The organism is Actinoallomurus rhizosphaericola, from assembly GCF_024055675.1.
Lineage (GTDB): Bacteria > Actinomycetota > Actinomycetes > Streptosporangiales > Streptosporangiaceae > Actinoallomurus > Actinoallomurus soli.
Genome location: NZ_JAMXMW010000003.1, coordinates 74,189 through 89,886 on the forward strand (window position 1 = coordinate 74,189; position 15,698 = coordinate 89,886).

At 71.8% G+C, this 15,698-nt stretch carries 17 protein-coding genes; 7 read left to right on the forward strand and 10 right to left on the reverse strand.

Going from position 1 to position 15,698, the window contains the following annotated elements; translation table 11 throughout:
• Positions 1-114 precede the first annotated feature (114 nt).
• Positions 115-885, forward strand: a complete 771-nt coding sequence (locus tag NE234_RS08025) for a serine protease (protein WP_252778242.1) — start codon at positions 115-117, stop codon at positions 883-885.
• A 64-nt stretch (positions 886-949) separates the two neighbouring features.
• Here the strand turns inward: NE234_RS08025 and NE234_RS08030 are convergent, their stop codons facing one another.
• The 4 genes from NE234_RS08030 to pdhA form a co-directional block, all read right to left on the reverse strand.
• Positions 950-1,270, reverse strand: coding sequence for a GroES family chaperonin (locus tag NE234_RS08030; protein ID WP_252778243.1), 321 nt, complete (start codon positions 1,268-1,270; stop codon positions 950-952).
• Between the two features lie 121 nt (positions 1,271-1,391).
• The gene (locus tag NE234_RS08035) at positions 1,392-1,625 is read right to left on the reverse strand and encodes a hypothetical protein (protein WP_252778244.1); all 234 of its coding nucleotides are present in this window, start codon (positions 1,623-1,625) and stop codon (positions 1,392-1,394) included.
• Positions 1,622-1,798, reverse strand: coding sequence for a hypothetical protein (locus tag NE234_RS08040; RefSeq protein ID WP_252778245.1), 177 nt, complete (start codon positions 1,796-1,798; stop codon positions 1,622-1,624). The genes NE234_RS08035 and NE234_RS08040 overlap by 4 nt, the downstream gene beginning before the upstream one ends.
• 5 nt (positions 1,799-1,803) lie before the next feature.
• The gene (gene pdhA, locus NE234_RS08045) at positions 1,804-2,883 is read right to left on the reverse strand and encodes a pyruvate dehydrogenase (acetyl-transferring) E1 component subunit alpha (protein ID WP_406566958.1); all 1,080 of its coding nucleotides are present in this window, start codon (positions 2,881-2,883) and stop codon (positions 1,804-1,806) included.
• Positions 2,884-3,130: 247 nt separating this feature from the next.
• Between pdhA and NE234_RS08050 the strand changes: the two genes are divergently transcribed.
• Positions 3,131-4,528, forward strand: coding sequence for a selenium-binding family protein (locus NE234_RS08050; protein ID WP_252778247.1), 1,398 nt, complete (start codon positions 3,131-3,133; stop codon positions 4,526-4,528).
• Positions 4,529-4,533: 5 nt separating this feature from the next.
• Positions 4,534-5,172, forward strand: a complete 639-nt coding sequence (locus tag NE234_RS08055) for a hypothetical protein (RefSeq protein ID WP_252778820.1) — start codon at positions 4,534-4,536, stop codon at positions 5,170-5,172.
• Between the two features lie 3 nt (positions 5,173-5,175).
• Here the strand turns inward: NE234_RS08055 and mgrA are convergent, their stop codons facing one another.
• Together mgrA and NE234_RS08065 are read right to left on the reverse strand one after the other, a co-directional pair.
• A complete protein-coding gene (mgrA, locus tag NE234_RS08060; RefSeq protein WP_252778821.1) occupies positions 5,176-6,201 on the reverse strand; it encodes an L-glyceraldehyde 3-phosphate reductase in 1,026 nt (341 codons plus the stop codon).
• Positions 6,202-6,335: 134 nt separating this feature from the next.
• Positions 6,336-6,650 (reverse strand): hypothetical protein, encoded by a 315-nt coding sequence (locus NE234_RS08065; RefSeq protein WP_252778248.1) that lies wholly within the window; start codon positions 6,648-6,650, stop codon positions 6,336-6,338.
• A gap of 422 nt (positions 6,651-7,072) precedes the next feature.
• On the opposite strand from NE234_RS08065, the gene NE234_RS08070 reads away from it, so the two are divergent.
• Together NE234_RS08070 and NE234_RS08075 are read left to right on the forward strand one after the other, a co-directional pair.
• On the forward strand, positions 7,073-9,646 hold the full coding sequence (locus tag NE234_RS08070; protein WP_252778249.1) for a beta propeller repeat protein: 2,574 nt from the start codon (positions 7,073-7,075) through the stop codon (positions 9,644-9,646).
• Positions 9,647-9,813: 167 nt separating this feature from the next.
• Positions 9,814-10,350: a Uma2 family endonuclease gene (locus NE234_RS08075; protein ID WP_252778250.1), complete on the forward strand. Its 537-nt coding sequence runs from the start codon at positions 9,814-9,816 to the stop codon at positions 10,348-10,350.
• Here the strand turns inward: NE234_RS08075 and NE234_RS08080 are convergent.
• On the reverse strand, positions 10,347-11,318 hold the full coding sequence (locus NE234_RS08080; RefSeq protein WP_252778251.1) for a LacI family DNA-binding transcriptional regulator: 972 nt from the start codon (positions 11,316-11,318) through the stop codon (positions 10,347-10,349). The genes NE234_RS08075 and NE234_RS08080 overlap by 4 nt on opposite strands.
• 77 nt (positions 11,319-11,395) lie before the next feature.
• Between NE234_RS08080 and NE234_RS08085 the strand changes: the two genes are divergently transcribed.
• On the forward strand, positions 11,396-12,610 hold the full coding sequence (locus tag NE234_RS08085) for an MFS transporter (protein WP_252778252.1): 1,215 nt from the start codon (positions 11,396-11,398) through the stop codon (positions 12,608-12,610).
• Positions 12,611-12,616: 6 nt separating this feature from the next.
• Here NE234_RS08085 and NE234_RS08090 read toward each other — a convergent pair whose 3' ends face one another.
• Positions 12,617-13,966, reverse strand: a complete 1,350-nt coding sequence (locus NE234_RS08090; protein WP_252778253.1) for a chloride channel protein — start codon at positions 13,964-13,966, stop codon at positions 12,617-12,619.
• 179 nt (positions 13,967-14,145) lie between these two features.
• On the opposite strand from NE234_RS08090, the gene NE234_RS08095 reads away from it, so the two are divergent.
• Positions 14,146-14,688 carry a hypothetical protein gene (locus NE234_RS08095; RefSeq protein ID WP_252778254.1) on the forward strand — a complete coding sequence of 181 codons (543 nt, stop codon included), beginning with the start codon at positions 14,146-14,148 and terminating at the stop codon, positions 14,686-14,688.
• A gap of 131 nt (positions 14,689-14,819) precedes the next feature.
• On the opposite strand, the gene NE234_RS08100 is transcribed toward NE234_RS08095, so the two are convergent.
• Positions 14,820-14,912 carry a DUF397 domain-containing protein gene (locus tag NE234_RS08100; RefSeq protein WP_252778255.1) on the reverse strand — a complete coding sequence of 31 codons (93 nt, stop codon included), beginning with the start codon at positions 14,910-14,912 and terminating at the stop codon, positions 14,820-14,822.
• A complete protein-coding gene (locus NE234_RS08105) occupies positions 14,909-15,697 on the reverse strand; it encodes a DUF5753 domain-containing protein (RefSeq protein WP_252778256.1) in 789 nt (262 codons plus the stop codon). Before NE234_RS08105 ends, NE234_RS08100 begins: the two co-directional genes overlap by 4 nt.
• Position 15,698 lies beyond the last annotated feature (1 nt).

Below are 15,698 nucleotides of genomic sequence, written 5' to 3' on the forward strand. Positions count from 1 at the left end.
GCCGCTTCGGGTGTGATGCGCCGATCGCGGCCGCCCTCCGGCCCGCCGAAGCCCCTCGCGCGACGGGCCCGGTGCCGTTAGGTTTTCAGGCGGACCGAACGGAGGTGTCCCCCCATGCCCCTGTTCCCGCGCCGCACCGCGGCGGTCGCGTTGTCGGCCCTGGCCCTGTGCGCCGGCCTGACGGCGCCCCCGGCGAACGCCGTCGTCGGCGGATCGCCCGCCGCCCCGCCGCCGTGGCTCGCGGCGATCGGCACTCCGGCGTTCCTGATCCGGCCGTCCGGGCAGTTCTGCGGCGGCGCTCTCGTCGCGCCCGACAAGGTCGTGACGGCGGCGCACTGCGTCAACTTCCTGCGCCAGGTGCCGGGTCTGCTCAGCGCCGTCTTCGGCCGCGCCGACCTGACGAAGAAGGACGGCGAGAGCGTCCAGGTCAAGAGGATCTGGGTGAACCCCGGCTTCCACGAGACGTCGTTCCAGGGCGAGACGGTCGAGCACGACGACGTCGCGCTCCTCACGCTCACCCGGCCCGTGAACCGCCTCCCCGTTCCCCTGATCGGCTCGTACGGCGCCTATCCGCCGGGGGCCGAGGCCCGTGTGCTCGGCTGGGGCACGACCTCGGAGCGGGACCTGTTCAACGCGCGGCTCCGCGAGGCGACCGTGCCGATCGTCTCGGACACGCGGTGCGCGTCGGCGTACGGCCACGCCTTCGACGCCAAGGGCATGGTGTGCGCGGGTTCGCCGCAGGCCGACACGTGCCAGTTCGACAGCGGAGGCCCGCTCATCCTGCAGGGCCGGCTCGCCGGGCTGACCTCCTGGGCGTACGGCTGCGCGCGCCCGGGCTATCCGGGCGTCTACACCCGCCTGTCGGCCTACACGCTGCCCCGCTGACGCGGGCCCCGGCGCCGCCGGATGACGGGCCGGGCGCGCCGCCGGATGACGGGCCGGGCGAAGGTCAGAGGTAGAGGCCGGTGCCGTACTCGGGGCGCTCGTTGGCGACGGCGTGCAGGTCGCGCTCGCGCATCACGAGGTACTGCTCGCCCTGCACCTCGACCTGGTACTGGTCCTCGTCGTGGTACAGCACCATGTCGCCGACCTTGACGCTGCGCACGTTGTGACCGACCCCGCAGACCTCGCCCCACACCAGCCTGTTGGACTGCTCGGCGGTCGCCGGGATCACGATGCCTCCGCTGCTGCGACGCTCTCCCGACTCCTTCTCGGGGCGCACCATGACGCGGTCGTGCAGCATCTGTATCTCGAACTTGGGGTCGGCCACAGTCGGGATTCTACCGAGATGGCACGCTGTGTTCCGTCCCGGCCGGAGACGGCGGCCGGGCAGCACTGCACCGCGGTGCCCCGGGGCGAGGTCTCCCCGGGCTCACCGCGAAGATCCAGGATCAGGCCTGGCCGGCGGCGAGCCGTTCGAGCAGGGCGATCGCCGCCTGGCGTACGTCGGCCGGGACGACGCCGTCCAGGACGGTCCGCGCCTGCGCGAAGTCACGGGTGGTCGCGCACGTGACGGCGACGGACCCGGCGGCGGCCTTCTCCAGCGATCCGGCCGGCGCGCGGTCGGCCAGGTCCCGCGCGTGCTCGGCGAGATCGAGGTTGTCTTTGGTACTCGGGCTGCTCAACGCTTCTCCTTGGAGTGGCGGCGGTGCGGGCCGTCGTCGGCACGGTCACCACCGCGGATGCCGAGACGCAAAAAATCGTAGACGAACGGTCCGCGCGCGGCGGCATCCCCCTCCCCCGGACCGGTGGACCGGCCGGCGGCGCGCCCGCCACGTGCGGCGTTCGGCATCATCATTCCCGTCAGTCGGCGAACGTGTCGAGGTAGGCGAGGAAAGCCGCCCGCTCTTCGGCCAGTTGCGCGTGCGCGTCGCCGTACACGTGATCGAACATCTCGCGCGGATCCGGGTCGGGCAGCGCCCGGCACTCCGCGCGGACCCGCGCCCCGAGCTCGTCCGCCTCGGCGTCGAGTGCCGTGAAGAAGTCCTCGCCGGCCAGATCGTTCTTGGTCAGGTAGAGGCGGAGCCGCTCGATCGGGTCCTTCAGCCGCCACTCCTCGACCTCGGCGTCGGCCCGGTAGCGCTTCGGGTCGTCGGAGCTGGTGTGCGCGCTCATCCGGTAGGTGTCGGCCTCGATGAGCGTCGGTCCCTCACCGGCCCGCGCCCGCTCCAGCGCCGTACGGGCCACGGCGAGGGAGGCGAAGACGTCGTTGCCGTCGACCCGCACGCCGGGGAACCCGAAGCCCGCCGCCCGGCGGTAGATGGGCACCCGGGCCTGCGTCTCCGTCGGCGCGGAGATCGCCCAGTGGTTGTTCTGGCAGAGGAAGACGACGGGCGCGTTCTGCGCGGCCGCCCACACGAACGCCTCGTTCACGTCGCCCTGGCTGGTCGCGCCGTCACCGAAGCACGCCAGCACCGCCTCCGCCGCCCCATCGCGCTGCACGCCCATGGCGTAGCCGACGGCCTGGAGCGTGTGCGCGCCGATGACCAGCGTGTACCCGGCCATCCGGAACTTCTCGGCGTCCCAGCCGCTGTAGGAGGTGCACCGCCACAGCTCCAGGAGGTTGGCCGGCGGGATCCCCCTGCAGTAGGCGAAGCCGTGCTCGCGATAGCTCGGGAAGACGAAGTCCTCCGGCCGCAGGGCGCGGGCGGTGCCGATCTGCGCCGCCTCCTGCCCGAGGAGCGGCGCCCACAGGCCCAGCTCGCCCTGCCGCTGCAACGCCATCGCCTCGAGGTCGAGCCGTCGCACGAGCGTCATGTCGCGGAACAGGGCCCGGGCCTCCTCCGCGCTGATCTCGAAGGGATATCCGGGATGGTCGATCCGCTCCCCCTCGGGGGTGAGCAGCTGCACGAGGTCGGTCACACGATCTGATTTTGCCAGCATCGAGTGCGGTGTCTCGTCACCCGGGTGCCCCAGCGCCTCTGGAGTCCCCTCCGGCCCGGTGCTCGGGACGCGTCGCTCCGGCCGCGCCGGTGCCACGGCCGGGCCGGCGGTCCGGCAGCCAGGACCAATGGCGGTTTCGGGTACCGCCGTAATCCCCATTGATTCAATAGGGAACTTGGGACAGGATGAATCCGTAAGAGCGCCTGCACGGTGAGTGACGACACCACCGTCCGAAGGAGCGTTTGCCATGGCTCTGTGGAGACCGGACCCGACCTTCTATCCGTCCCCGCGAGAAGCGGTGAGCGCCCCGCCCGAGACGCTCGCGTACATCGCCGCGTTCGACCGGTCGGCCCGGCGGCCCGACGCGATCGCCGTCGTCGACGTCGACCCGGACTCCACCTCGTACGGCTCCGTGGTCGGCTGGACCGACCTGCCGCACACCGGTGACGAGCTGCACCACTTCGGGTGGAACGCCTGCAGCAGCGCACTGTGCCCGAACGCCCCGCACCCCCACGTCGAGCGGCGCTACCTCGTCGTACCGGGCCTGCGCTCCTCCCGGATCCACATCCTGGACGTCAGGGACGACCCCCTCAAACCGTCGATCGTCAAAGTGATCGAGCCGGAGGAACTGGCCGGCCGCGCCGGGTACTCCCGGCCCCACACCGTGCACTGCGGACCCGACGGGCTGTACATCTCGGCGCTCGGCGGAGCCGGTGGGCAGGACGGTCCCGGGGGCATCGCGGTGCTCGACCATGACTCGTTCGAGGTCGTGGGGGCCTGGGAGGCCGACCGGGGGCCGCAGCACCTCGCGTACGACTTCTGGTGGCACCTCACGCAGGACGTCATGGTCACCTCCGAGTGGGGCACGCCATCGATGATCGAGGACGGGGTGAACGCCGAGCTGCTGCTCGGCCGCAAGTACGGCCACGCCCTGCACTTCTGGGACCTGCGCAAGCGCCGTCACGTCCAGATGGTCGACCTCGGCGACGAGCACCAGATGGTCCTGGAGCTGCGCCCCGCGCACGACCCGACGAAGACCTACGGCTTCGCCGGCGTCGTCGTCAGCGTCGAGGATCTGTCCGCCTCCGTGTGGGTGTGGTACCGCGAGGACGGCGAGTTCAAGGCCCGTAAGGTCATCACGATCCCGGCCGAACCCGCGGACGGGAAGGGCCTGCCGCCGGTGATCGCGCCGTTCGGCGCGGTGCCGCCGCTCGTCACCGACATCGACCTGTCGGTGGACGACCGTTACCTGTACGTCTCGTGCTGGGGCACCGGCGAGCTCAAGCGCTACGACGTGTCCGACCCCTTCCACCCGGTCGAGGCCGGTTCGGTGCGGATCGGCGGGATCGCGCGCCGCACGCCGCACCCGGCGGCGCCAGACCTGCCACTCGCCGGCGGGCCGCAGATGGTCGAGGTCAGCCGCGACGGCCGGCGCGTCTACGTGACGAACTCCCTGTACGGCTCCTGGGACGACCAGTTCTACCCGGACGGCGTCGGCGCCTGGGCGGCGAAGATCGACTCGGGTGACGACTTCACCGTCGACGAGCGGTTCTTCCCACACGGCGACGACTTCCGCGGACTGCGCCCGCACCAGACCCGCCTCCAGGGCGGCGACGCGTCCTCCGACTCGTACTGCTATCCCTGATGACGATGAACGACGGTTCGCTCGTGGCGCTGGTCGCTCTCGGCGCCTTCCACGGGCTGAATCCCGGCATGGGCTGGCTGTTCGCCGTGGCCCGTGGCCTGCAGGAGCGGTCCCGGGCGCTGGTCCTGCAGTCGCTGCCGGCGATCGCGGCCGGGCACGCCGCGTCGGTGTTCCTGGTCGCGGCCGTGGTCACGCTCACCGGGTCGGTGCTGACCTCCCGGATCGTGTCGATCGGCGGCGGGGCCGTGCTGGTGGGGTTCGGGCTGTGGCGGCTGCTGTCGAGCCGGCACTTCCGGTGGGTGGGCATGCGGCTGACGCTGTGGCAGCTCGCCTGCTGGTCGTTCCTGATGTCGTCGGCGCACGGGGCCGGGCTCATGCTGCTGCCGGTGCTGACCCACGGCGCGGTGACCGTGCCCGGCCACTCCCACGGGATGGCGTCGGGCGCGGGCAGCGCGGTGACGACGGCGATCTTCGTGACGGGCGTGCACACGCTCGCCATGTTCGTCGTCGCCGGCACGATCGCCGTGATCGTGTACGAGGTCGTCGGCCTGGCGATCCTGCGCCGCGCCTGGTTCAACCTCGACCGGCTGTGGGCGGCCGCGCTCATCGGCGCGGGCGCGGCCACCCTGCTGATCGCCGTGTGAGGATCAGTGGGCGCTGGAGGCGGCCCAGAGGTTGATGCCGGCCTCGACCGCGTCGCGGTCGATCGCGGCGAGCTCCTCGTCGGTGAAGTCGAGCCGGTTCAGCGCGCCGAGGCTGTCCTCCAGCTGCGCCACGCTGCTCGCCCCGATGAGGGCGGACGTGACCCGCTGGTCGCGCAGCGTCCAGGCGATGGCCATCTGGGCCAGCGTCTGGCCGCGCTCCTCGGCCATCTCGTTCAGCGTGCGGACGTGCTTGAGGGTCTGCTCGGTGAGCAGGTCCGGAGACAGCGACTTGTCCTGGCTGGCCCGCGAGCCCTCGGGGATGCCGTTCAGGTACTTGTCGGTCAGCATGCCCTGCGCCAGCGGCGAGAACGCGATGCAGCCGACTCCCTCCTGTTCGAGGGTGTCGAGCAGGCCGCCCTCGATCCAGCGGTTCAGCATGGAGTACGACGGCTGGTGGATCAGCAGGGGGGTGCCCATCTCACGCAGGATCGCGGCGGCCTCGGCGGTGCGCTCCGGCGAGTACGACGAGATCCCGGCGTACAGTGCCTTGCCCGACCGTACGGCGTGGTCCAGCGCGCCCATCGTCTCCTCGAGGGGCGTCTCCGGGTCGAACCGGTGGCTGTAGAAGATGTCGACGTAGTCCACGCCCATCCGGGCGAGCGACTGGTCGAGGCTGGCCAGCAGGTACTTCCGCGAGCCCCACTCGCCGTACGGGCCGGGCCACATGTCGTAGCCCGCCTTGGTCGACAGCACGAGCTCATCGCGGTACGGCCGGAAGTCCTCCCGGAAGATCCGGCCGAAGTTGGTCTCCGCCGAGCCGTACGGCGGGCCGTAGTTGTTCGCCAGGTCGAAGTGGGTCACGCCCAGGTCGAACGCGCGGCGCAGGATCGCCCGCTGCGTCTCCAGCGGCTTGTCGTCTCCGAAGTTGTGCCACAGCCCCAGGGAGACGGCGGGCAGCTTCAGCCCGCTGCGGCCCGTCCGGCGGTAGGGGATCTGGTCATATCTGTTCTCGGCGGCCAGGTAACTCATGGTTCGCAAGTCTGCACCCTCGGTCCGGCCCTCCGAAGACCGAGGTCGGCCGAAACCGCAGCTCCGGCCGCCTCGGCCCGCACGAGAAGACGGTCCGGTCCGCCGGACCGGACCGTCACCCGACGTCCGTAGGGTCACACCCTCCAGGTGATGAACTCGCTGTCGTGGAACCAGGTGGTGTCGACGGCCGGCCATGCCCCGTTGACCTCCCGCGTGGCCACGGCCTCCTCGTAGTCGATACCGCTGAATGAGTATGACCAGCAAGCGCCCGGGTCGACGATGGTCGATGACAACCAGCCACGCTGCGGGAATTGGACCGTCTCCCGCGCCGAGCTGATGTTGCAGAACGTGAATCTTCCAGTGGCCGCCTGCGCCGCCGCCGGGACCAGCGCGGACGCGCCGACCGCCGCGGCGGTCAGTCCCAGCAGGGCCTTGGTACGAAGAGACACTATCGAATTCCTCCTGTTATATCGGCGGAACCACACACGAACGGATGATGACCGGAACGGGCCGCGAAATGACCGGCCCGGTCACGCGGGCAATTCGCACAGGTGATCTCGCGCCGCCGGACGCGGCGATTCCGTCGGGGCGACGGAGCGCGACACGAATCACGGTAAGAGGCAGTCAAATACCGGTCAACCAGCAGTCAGCGAACTAGGCATGCCTACCTCCGCCGGTTCGTGAGACCGGCGTTCTCGCCCGACGGGGAGATCGTGGCGCCGCGCCGGCCGTCGGTCCGCCGTCGGGCAGGAGGCGGCCGTCCCGGCGTCGCTGCCCGGATTGGCCGATCGTGGCCTGCTTCGACGCCTTCCGCGTAGATCAACGCGGTTCTAGGCTCCGCGTGGCCCTGATCTTGCGTGGAAGGTCCCTGATGCGACAAAGACGTCTGCTCATCTCCCTCGCCGCAGCCGCGGCGCTCGTCGGCGGGGCGGTTCCCGCGCTCGCCGCGCCGTCGACGAAGCCGACCCCGCCCGCGTCGGCGCGGCGTCAGTTCGACGCCAACCACCGCCTGCAGAAGACGCGCGAGCGCGCCGCCGCCACGGACCGGGAGGCCGAGTCCGGCAGCGAGGTGCTCGAGGGCAGCGCCCAGTGGTCGGAGGCCCGGACCTCCCCCGGGCTTCAGGTCCCCGGCGCCGCGCTGAGCGAGGCGGCCGCGCAGGCCGGCCGACTGCCGGTCCGCGGTGGCGCCTGGTCGCAGGTGACGACGGGACCGTACGACAACGACGCCGCCGGTTACGCCGACCCGGTCTGGTCGAACTACGGCGCGGGCTGGGGCCTGGTGTCCGGCCGGAACACCGCGCTCGCGACCGACGGCGGGTGGCTGTACGCCGGGTTCGCCGACGGCGGCGTGTGGACCTCCCGTGACGGCGGCCGGCACTGGAGCCCGACCTTCCAGCACGAGGTGACGTCCTCCATCGGCGCGCTCTGGGTCGACCCGTCGGACCACTCGCTGTGGGTCGGCACCGGTGAGGCCAACACGAGCTCCGACTCGTACGCGGGTCAGGGCGTCTGGCGCTCCACCGACCACGGCCGTACGTTCCGTCCGGTCGGCGGGGCCGAGCTGCGCAACAGCCTGATCTTCTCCATCACCGCGAGCGACCGCTATGTCTTCGCGGCGACCAGCCGGGGCCTGTGGCGCCGCGACCGCCGGAATCCGGCCGGCACGCCCTGGAGCCTGGTTCTCAAACCGGACCCGAACCCGACCGACTCGCCGTACCAGACGTCGTTCATCACCGATGTGGCGATCCGGCCCGGCAGCGGCGGGCAGAGCGTCCTCGCCGTCCTCGGCTGGCGCGGCGGATCCGACTACAACGGCTTCTACCTGTCGAACGCGGGTGGGGCTGCGGGCAGCTTCACGCGGATCACCCCCGCCGGCCTGGACAACTCCGACATCGGCCGCACCAGCCTGTCCTACACGCCGAAGGGCGACGCGCTGTACGCGGTGATCCAGTCACCGGAGTACACCAACGACGGACCGCCCGCCCCCGCGCAGAGCACCGCGCTGAAGGGCGTGTACAAGTCGGCGAACGGCGACCCGAACGGCCCCTGGACGCAGGTCGCCGACGTCGCCAAGCTCGCCCAGTCCGGGTCCGCGCTGAGCTTCCCCTCGACGTACGAGCCGGGCATCCAGACCTGGTACGACGAGTACATCAAGGTGGACCCCGCCGACCCGAACCACGTCTACCTCGGTCTGGAGGAGGTCTTCGAGACCCGCGACGGCGGGCGGACCTGGCACGCCATCGCCCCGTACTGGAACCTCGTCCCGCAGTGCTACACGCCCGGCGGGCCGGACAAGTGCCCCTTCACGACCCACCCCGACCAGCACGGCATCGCCATCGGCGGTGACGGCACGCTGTACGTCGGCAACGACGGCGGCGTGTGGTCGCGGCCGACGTCCCTGGGCACCGTCGCCGGATGGCGTGACCTGAACCGCGACCTCCACACCCTGCAGTACTACTACGCCGAGACCGGCCGCGACCCGCAGGGCGGCACCGGGATCTGGGGCGGGCTGCAGGACAACGGCACCAGCCTCCTGCCGGGCCGCTCCCCGACGATGGTGTCCCCGTTCGGCGGTGACGGCGGGGACGTGCTGGTCGACCCGGGCGACTCCGACCGTGCCGCGGTGGAGTACACCGACGCCTCGATCGCGGTCACCGCCAACGGCGGGCGCTCGGACGGCACCACGCCGTCGTTCCGGCTGATCTCCCCCGCCTGCGAGTGGAACCCGGACCTCCCCGGCTGCGACCCGAGCCCCCGGTTCATCGCGCCGTTCGAGCACGACGCGGCCGACGTGAACCACTGGATCACCGGCGGCCGGTACGTGTGGGAGTCGACGAAGGGCTTCGACACGACCTGCTCCGGAGCGACCTGTGACTGGAAGCCTGTCTTCGACGCCGGCGACGGCAGCTCGGTCACGGCCGTGGAGACGAACCACGGGGTGAGCTACGCGGGCTGGTGCGGGCCCTGCAACCCGCTCGACGACGAGGGCACCGGGTTCGTCCGCGGCCTGGCCACGAACTACGGCGGCACCTGGCACACGATCAACGCGCCGAACCTGCCGAACCGGTACGTCGCGGCGATCACCACCGACCCGGCCGACCCGGCCCACGTCTACGTCGTCTTCAGCGGCTACTCGCGCCACTGGATCCCGAACGCGGGCGTCGGCCACGTCTTCGAGTCGAGGAACGGCGGCGCCACCTGGACCGACATCAGCGGCGACCTGCCCGACGTGCCCGGTGACGACCTGATCGTGTGGCACGGGCACCTGGTCCTCGCCACCGACCATCTGGTCTACGTCGCCGACACCCGGGCGCCGGCCCGCTGGTCGCGGCTGGGCCGCGGCCTGCCGCATTCCGTCGCCGCCGACCTGTCGCTCTACCCGTCGGGCTCCGCCCTCCTGGTCGCCACCCACGGCCGCGGCCTCTGGCGCCTGACCCACCTCTGACGGCAACCGTCCCGCGCGGGCCCGCGTCCCACCGGGACGCGGGCCCGCACACTCTCCATCATCGAACGAGCACTGATCGTGACCTCGATGGATCTACCATGCAGAAGTGACCAGCCCGTTCGAGTACTCGGCCCGCTCCTCCCCCACGGGGATGGACCGCCGATGACGTGGACCGCCTGCCTTCCGAGATCCCGCACGGCGAGTCGGATTCCTTCTCGCGGGTCGAGCTGATCGACGGTGCTCTCGTCTTCGCCGCGCCGCAGAGCCGCCTCCATGAGCGCACGGTCTACGGGCTGAGCAGGGTCGTCGAAGCCCAGGTTCCGGACGATCTGACGACTGTGACGCGGATGGACGTCAAGCTCGGGCACCGTACAAGGCTCTGCCCGGACATGCTCATGATCGACGCCGCGGCGGCGGACGACATGGACCGGACGTTCTACACGCCCGACGAGGTGCATCTGGTCGTCGAGGTGGTGTCGCCCGAGTCGGAGGAGCGGGACCGGAGGCTCAAGCCGGCGCGGTACGCCGAGGCCGGAATCGCGCACTTCTGGCGCGTCGAGGACAACGGCGGTCGACCGGTCGTCTACGTGTACGAGCTGGACCCGGCGACCAGGACGTACGCCGTGACGGGCATCCACCACGGCAAGTTGAGCGTGCCCGTGCCGTTCCCGATCGACATCGACCTGGACGACCTGCCGCGTTAGGGCCGCGCCGGCGGGGCGGTGGAGCGGCGGGCGATGAGCTCGCCGGGCAGGGAGACGCCGGACGGGCGGTGGTCGTCGAGGAGTTCGAGGAGCGCGGTCATGGCCGCCGCGCCCAGTTGCTCGGCGGGCAGCCGGACGGTGGTGAGCTCCGGTTCGAGGGCGGTGGCCAGCAGGACGTCGTCGAAGCCGGTGACGGACAGGTCGCCGGGGATGTCCAGGCCGAGCGCGCGGGCCGCCTTGTACGCGCCCGCGGCGATCACGTCGTCGTCACAGACGAGCGCCGACGGGCGATCGGGCCGGGCCAGCAGTTCGAGGGCGGCCTGCCGGGCGGCCGCGACGTCGATCGCGGTGGCCCGGCGGATGAGGGACCCGGGGAACGCGTCGGCGAGCGCCTCGCCGCGTACGCGGAAGGTCCAGGCGTCGACGGCGGCGGCCAGGTGACCGATCCGGCGGTGGCCGAGCGCGGCCAGGTGACCGGCGATGGCGCGCATCCCCCCGGCGACGTCGAAGTTGATGGTCGGCGCCGGAGCGGCCGGGTCGCTGTCCATCAGGACGACGGGCAGGTCGCCGAAGTCGGTGACGCCGCCGACGATGGATGAGGCGAGGACGCCCTCGATGGCCTGGGTGTCGACCTGGCTGCGCGCCGGGCCGGCGTCGTCGGGCCACGGATGGACGATGAGGCCGAAGCCGCGGGCGGCGGCGACCTCGGCGGCGCCCGCGTAGATGGGGCCGAAGACCGGACCGGTGAGCGTCGGGACGACCAGCAGCACCGTGCGGGTCCGGCCGAGCCGGAGGTTACGGGCGGCGAGGTTGGGGCGGTAGCCGAGGCGCCGCGCGGCCTCGTGCACCGCCTGCCGCGTCTCGGGCTTGACCCTGCCCTCGGCCTTCCCGGCCAGCACGATCGAGACCGTCGACTGGGACACCCCGGCGGCCCGGGCGACGTCTCTGCTGGTCGGTCTCTTGTCCACGGCAAAAAGATTAGACCTGCGAACCGATCAGTGATACGTATGACGGAAGCCTCCGTAATACGTATGACAAGGATCCGATGCGCGCCTACCTCGACTTTCTGCGCAAGCCGTACGCCGCCCGGCTGCTCGGCGGCACGCTCCTCGGCCGGCTTCCGAACGGCATGGCCGCGCTCGCGATCGTGCTGTTCGTCCGCGCGCACGGCGGCGGGTACACCCTCTCCGGCGTGCTGTCGGCGGTGAACGGCCTCGCGGTGGCGGCGGGCCAGCCGGTGCTCGGGCGGGCGATGGATCGTTACGGCCAGACCCGGATCCTGGCCGCGGCGGCGACGGCGTCCGCGGCCGGGTTCGCGCTGCTCGCCGCGTTCGGCGGGCGATCGCCGGTGGTCGCGACCGCCGCGGTCGTCCTGGCCGGGTTCGCGATGCCGCCCCTGGAGGCGGGCCTGCGCGCGCTCTGGCCCTCCGTCCTGAACGGTCCCGCCGAGGTCCAGGCCGCGTACGCCCTGGACGCCGCCGCCCAGGAACTGCTGTTCACGGTCGGCCCCCTGCTCGTGGTCGCCGCCGCGGTGGTCTCGACGGAGACGGCGCTGCTCCTCACCGGCGCCCTCGGCATCGCGGGAACGCTCGTGGTCACGACCTCCCGGCCCTCGCGCGCCTGGCGCGGCGAGCCGGGCGGCGGGCACTGGGCCGGTCCGCTGCGCTCTCCCGGCATGCGCGTCCTGATCGCCTCTCTGAGCTGCGTGGGCGTGTCGCTCGGCGTGTTCAGCGTCGCGGTGGTCGCGTACGCCGACGCGCGCCACACCTCGTACGCCTCGGGGCTGCTGCTGGCGCTGATGTCCGGGGGCGCGCTGATCGGCGGGATCACGTACGGGCTGCGGCCCCGCACCGGGCCGGCGTACCGGCGGCTGGTGCTGTTGATGGCGTGCCTCGCGGCGGGTTACGTCCCGCTGACGTGGGCGCCGGGGTTCCCGGTGATGCCGGTGCTGGCGGTGGTCAGTGGCCTGTTCCTCGCGCCGGTGCTGGCGTGCGTTTTCACGCTGGTCGACGACCTCGCGCCGCGCGGCACCGTGACGGAGGCGTTCGCCTGGCTGGTGACGGCGTTCGCGGTCGGCAGTTCGGCGGGGGCCGCCCTCGCCGGCCTGGCGGGCGACGCGGGCGGCGTCCACGCGGCCTTCGCGGTGGCCGGCGCGGGCGGGGTCCTCGCCTTCCTGGTCATCCTCCTCGCGGGCCCGACCGGCGGCCTGGCGGCCGCCGCGGTCCGTGAGCCCGAGGTCGCCGGCCCGGTGAGCCGCTAGGGGACGTCACTGGGCGGGGAGTCGTACGGAGTAGATCGACGGGCTGTTCAGGTACCGGGACATCAGGGTGGCGCCGGTCACGGCGAACAGCAGGGGGACCATGAGGCCGTCGATGTTGCGGGTCAGTTCCAGGATGAGGACGACGGCGGCGATGGGCGCCTGCATGGCCGCGGCGAGCATGGCGGCCGCGCCGATGAGCGCGTAGCCCATGGCGGACGCCGGCCACAGGTGGGACCAGCCGTCGCCGAGCAGCGTGCCGAGCACGGCGCCGGTCGCCAGGGTCGGGGTGAACAGGCCGCCGCTCGCGCCGCTGCCCAGGCTGGCCGTCGTGGCCAGGGGCTTCAGGACGAGCAGGGCGGCGGCCATCGGAGCGGCGAGGGTCGCGTCCATCGTCAACTGGACGATCCCCTTGCCGTTGCCCAGCAACTGCGGATAGGGGATCGCGAGGACGCCCACGACGGTGAAGATCAGCAGGGGTGCCACGAGCAGGCCCCGGCCCTGTGGCCGGTTGCGGTGCGCGATCGCGATCAGGCGGGTGTAGCCGGTCGCGGCGAGTCCCGCGATCGGCCCGAGCAGGACCGCGAACACGATGAGCGAGGCGCTCCCGTGGAGCTGGCCGACCTGGTAGGACGGGGCGTTCGGCAGCGCCACCCACGCGACCGCGGTCGCGATGCACGAACTCGCCACCGCGGGCAGCACCAGGCGCAGCGAGAACGTCCCCAGCATGACCTCCAGCGTCAGCAGCGCCCCGCCCAGCGGAACGTTGTAGACGCAGGCCATCCCCGCGCCGGCCCCGCAGGCCGCCAGGAGCCTGCGATGCGCGCTGGTCATCCCGGCCCAGTCCGAGAACCGGCCGGCCAGCGCCGCTCCCCACTGGCGCGGAGCGCCCTCCCGGCCCAGGGAGGCGCCCATCCCCACGATCACGATGGACAGCAGCCCGGTGGCCAGGGTGGGGATGAGCGGCATCCGGCCCTCCCGCCGCCACAACGCGGCGCTGACCTCCGTACCGCCGGACCCGAACCGCCGCCGCAGGCACCACCAGCCCAGCCCCGCGATCGCTCCGGCGACGGCGAGCGCCACGACCCGGCGTTCCGGATCGGAACGCTCCACCGCGGCCAGGAACGGCCCCGAGTGGTACCCGTAGGTCAGATGAGAGGTGAGATGCAGCACCTCCATGAGCGCCGCCCCGGCCAGCCCGGTCACCACGCCGACGGCGGCGACCAGCAGCCACATCCGCACCGACAGGCGCGGCACATCGGCCGGGGGGATCAGGTTCGGCTGGTCGACGCCGGATCGCGCCGCCGACCTGGCGGCGGAGCCGTCGTCCTCCTGCCGGTCGTCCACGTCGGGCCGCATCACGCGGACGCGCGGTGTCCGCTCAACGGTACGTGCCGACGTACGGGCATGTCATCGCCCTTGTGCCGCTGATCCATGTTCGACCGGTACCCCTCCGTGTCTGGGCGAACTCAGCTGCGAGCCTAAACGGGAGGTCCGACCGCCCTTTCGGCGGGGCCGAAGATCGATAATGTGCCGATGTGATCGAGTCCCCTGAACCGGCGAAGTCCCGCCACCTGGTCCTCCACGACTACGGAATGGGCGGGCTCTGGTGGTGGATCCGGGCCGCGTCGGCCCAGCAGATCGTCGACACCTGCGCCGAGGTCGAGGTGGTCACCGACCCGGAGACCGTCGCGCGGGCCGAGACGTGGTCCCTCGACGAGCTCGACATCGACGCGCTGTCGGCGGATCCCGCCCTAGCGGCACTCCGCGACAAGCGGGACGGGCACCGGCATCGGCCCGGGTTCGGCGCCCTGGCCGGCCGGGACCGCGTCCACCTCGACATGCCGGGCGAGGACGGGGAGGACAGTCGATACCTGGTGGAGTTCGGTCCCGACGGGCGGTGGCTCCGCCAGGTGGAGCTCACCGGCGACGGCCCCGGCATCAGGACCGACTCCGCGAACTGGCCGATCAACCCGCCCATCGACCTCTACGACCCGCAGTACGCCGCCATGGAGATCGACGCCTCGGCCTTCGAGGACGCCTGGGACCGAGCGCTGCCCGATCCCGGCGACCATTCCTAGAGGGCGCGACGGTCATCGAACGGGCCGCCAGGGCCGAAGGCCGACGCAGAGAGCGTCGTGCTGGTGCCCTCTAACCTCAGCCCGCCAACCGGCCGCCCGATCCGCACATCGTTATCCGGCCCGGGCGAGGCTCAGGCCTGCCGTTCCTCCGCGACGGCCACCTCGACGCACATTCCTCCGGTGTCGTTACTGCGGCGGGACTTGCGCCATTCCAGGTTGCTCACGTTCGCCAGAGCTCCTCTGCGATTCGGCGGATCAGGTCTCTCGACATGTCCACGGGCAGGGCTTCTGTCCGGATCGACTCCCAAGACGACACCACCGTAGCGAGATCCTCCTGCCGTGTGGAGACCGCGCCGCCCAAGGCGCTCTCGGCATGCACGGTCTCGTTCCCGTCCTCCGAGGTCGCGACGGCAAACGGCCCGCGTACGCCGCGGTGGGCGCCGCTGGGGACGATCTGGATGCTGATGTTCTCGCGCTCGCTCAGCGTGAGGAGGTGCTGGAGTTGCTCGTACATCACTTCGGCGCCTCCGACGTTCCGGCGGAGTGCGCTCTCGTCGAGGACGCAGTACAGCGCCGGTGGCGGTGGGGCCTCTCGGGTGAGGATGCTCTGGCGCAGCATGCGCGCCTCGACGGCCGCCTCGTCGCCGCCCAGGAGCGCGCGGGCGTAGTCCGGCGTCTGGAGCAGACCGTGGATGAGGTCGATCTCGAAGACGCGGAGCCGGACGGCCGTGTCCTCGACGGGGATCCAGTCGACGAACCAGGCGGGGTACGCCGGGGCGCCCTTGCGCCAGTCGAGGATGCGGAGGAGCGCACCGCCGGTGGTGAGGGCCTCGTCGGCGGCTTCGGCGAACTCGGGGGTGGCGGGCGCCTGGCCGGTCTCGATCGAGCTGATCAGCGACTCCGAGCAGTAGATCTTCTCCGCGAGCTGGGCCTGGGTGAGGGCGGCCGCCTTGCGGTAGTGGCGTAGTTCGCGACCCCATATGGCTTGTGGGCTGTAGTACTGATTCATT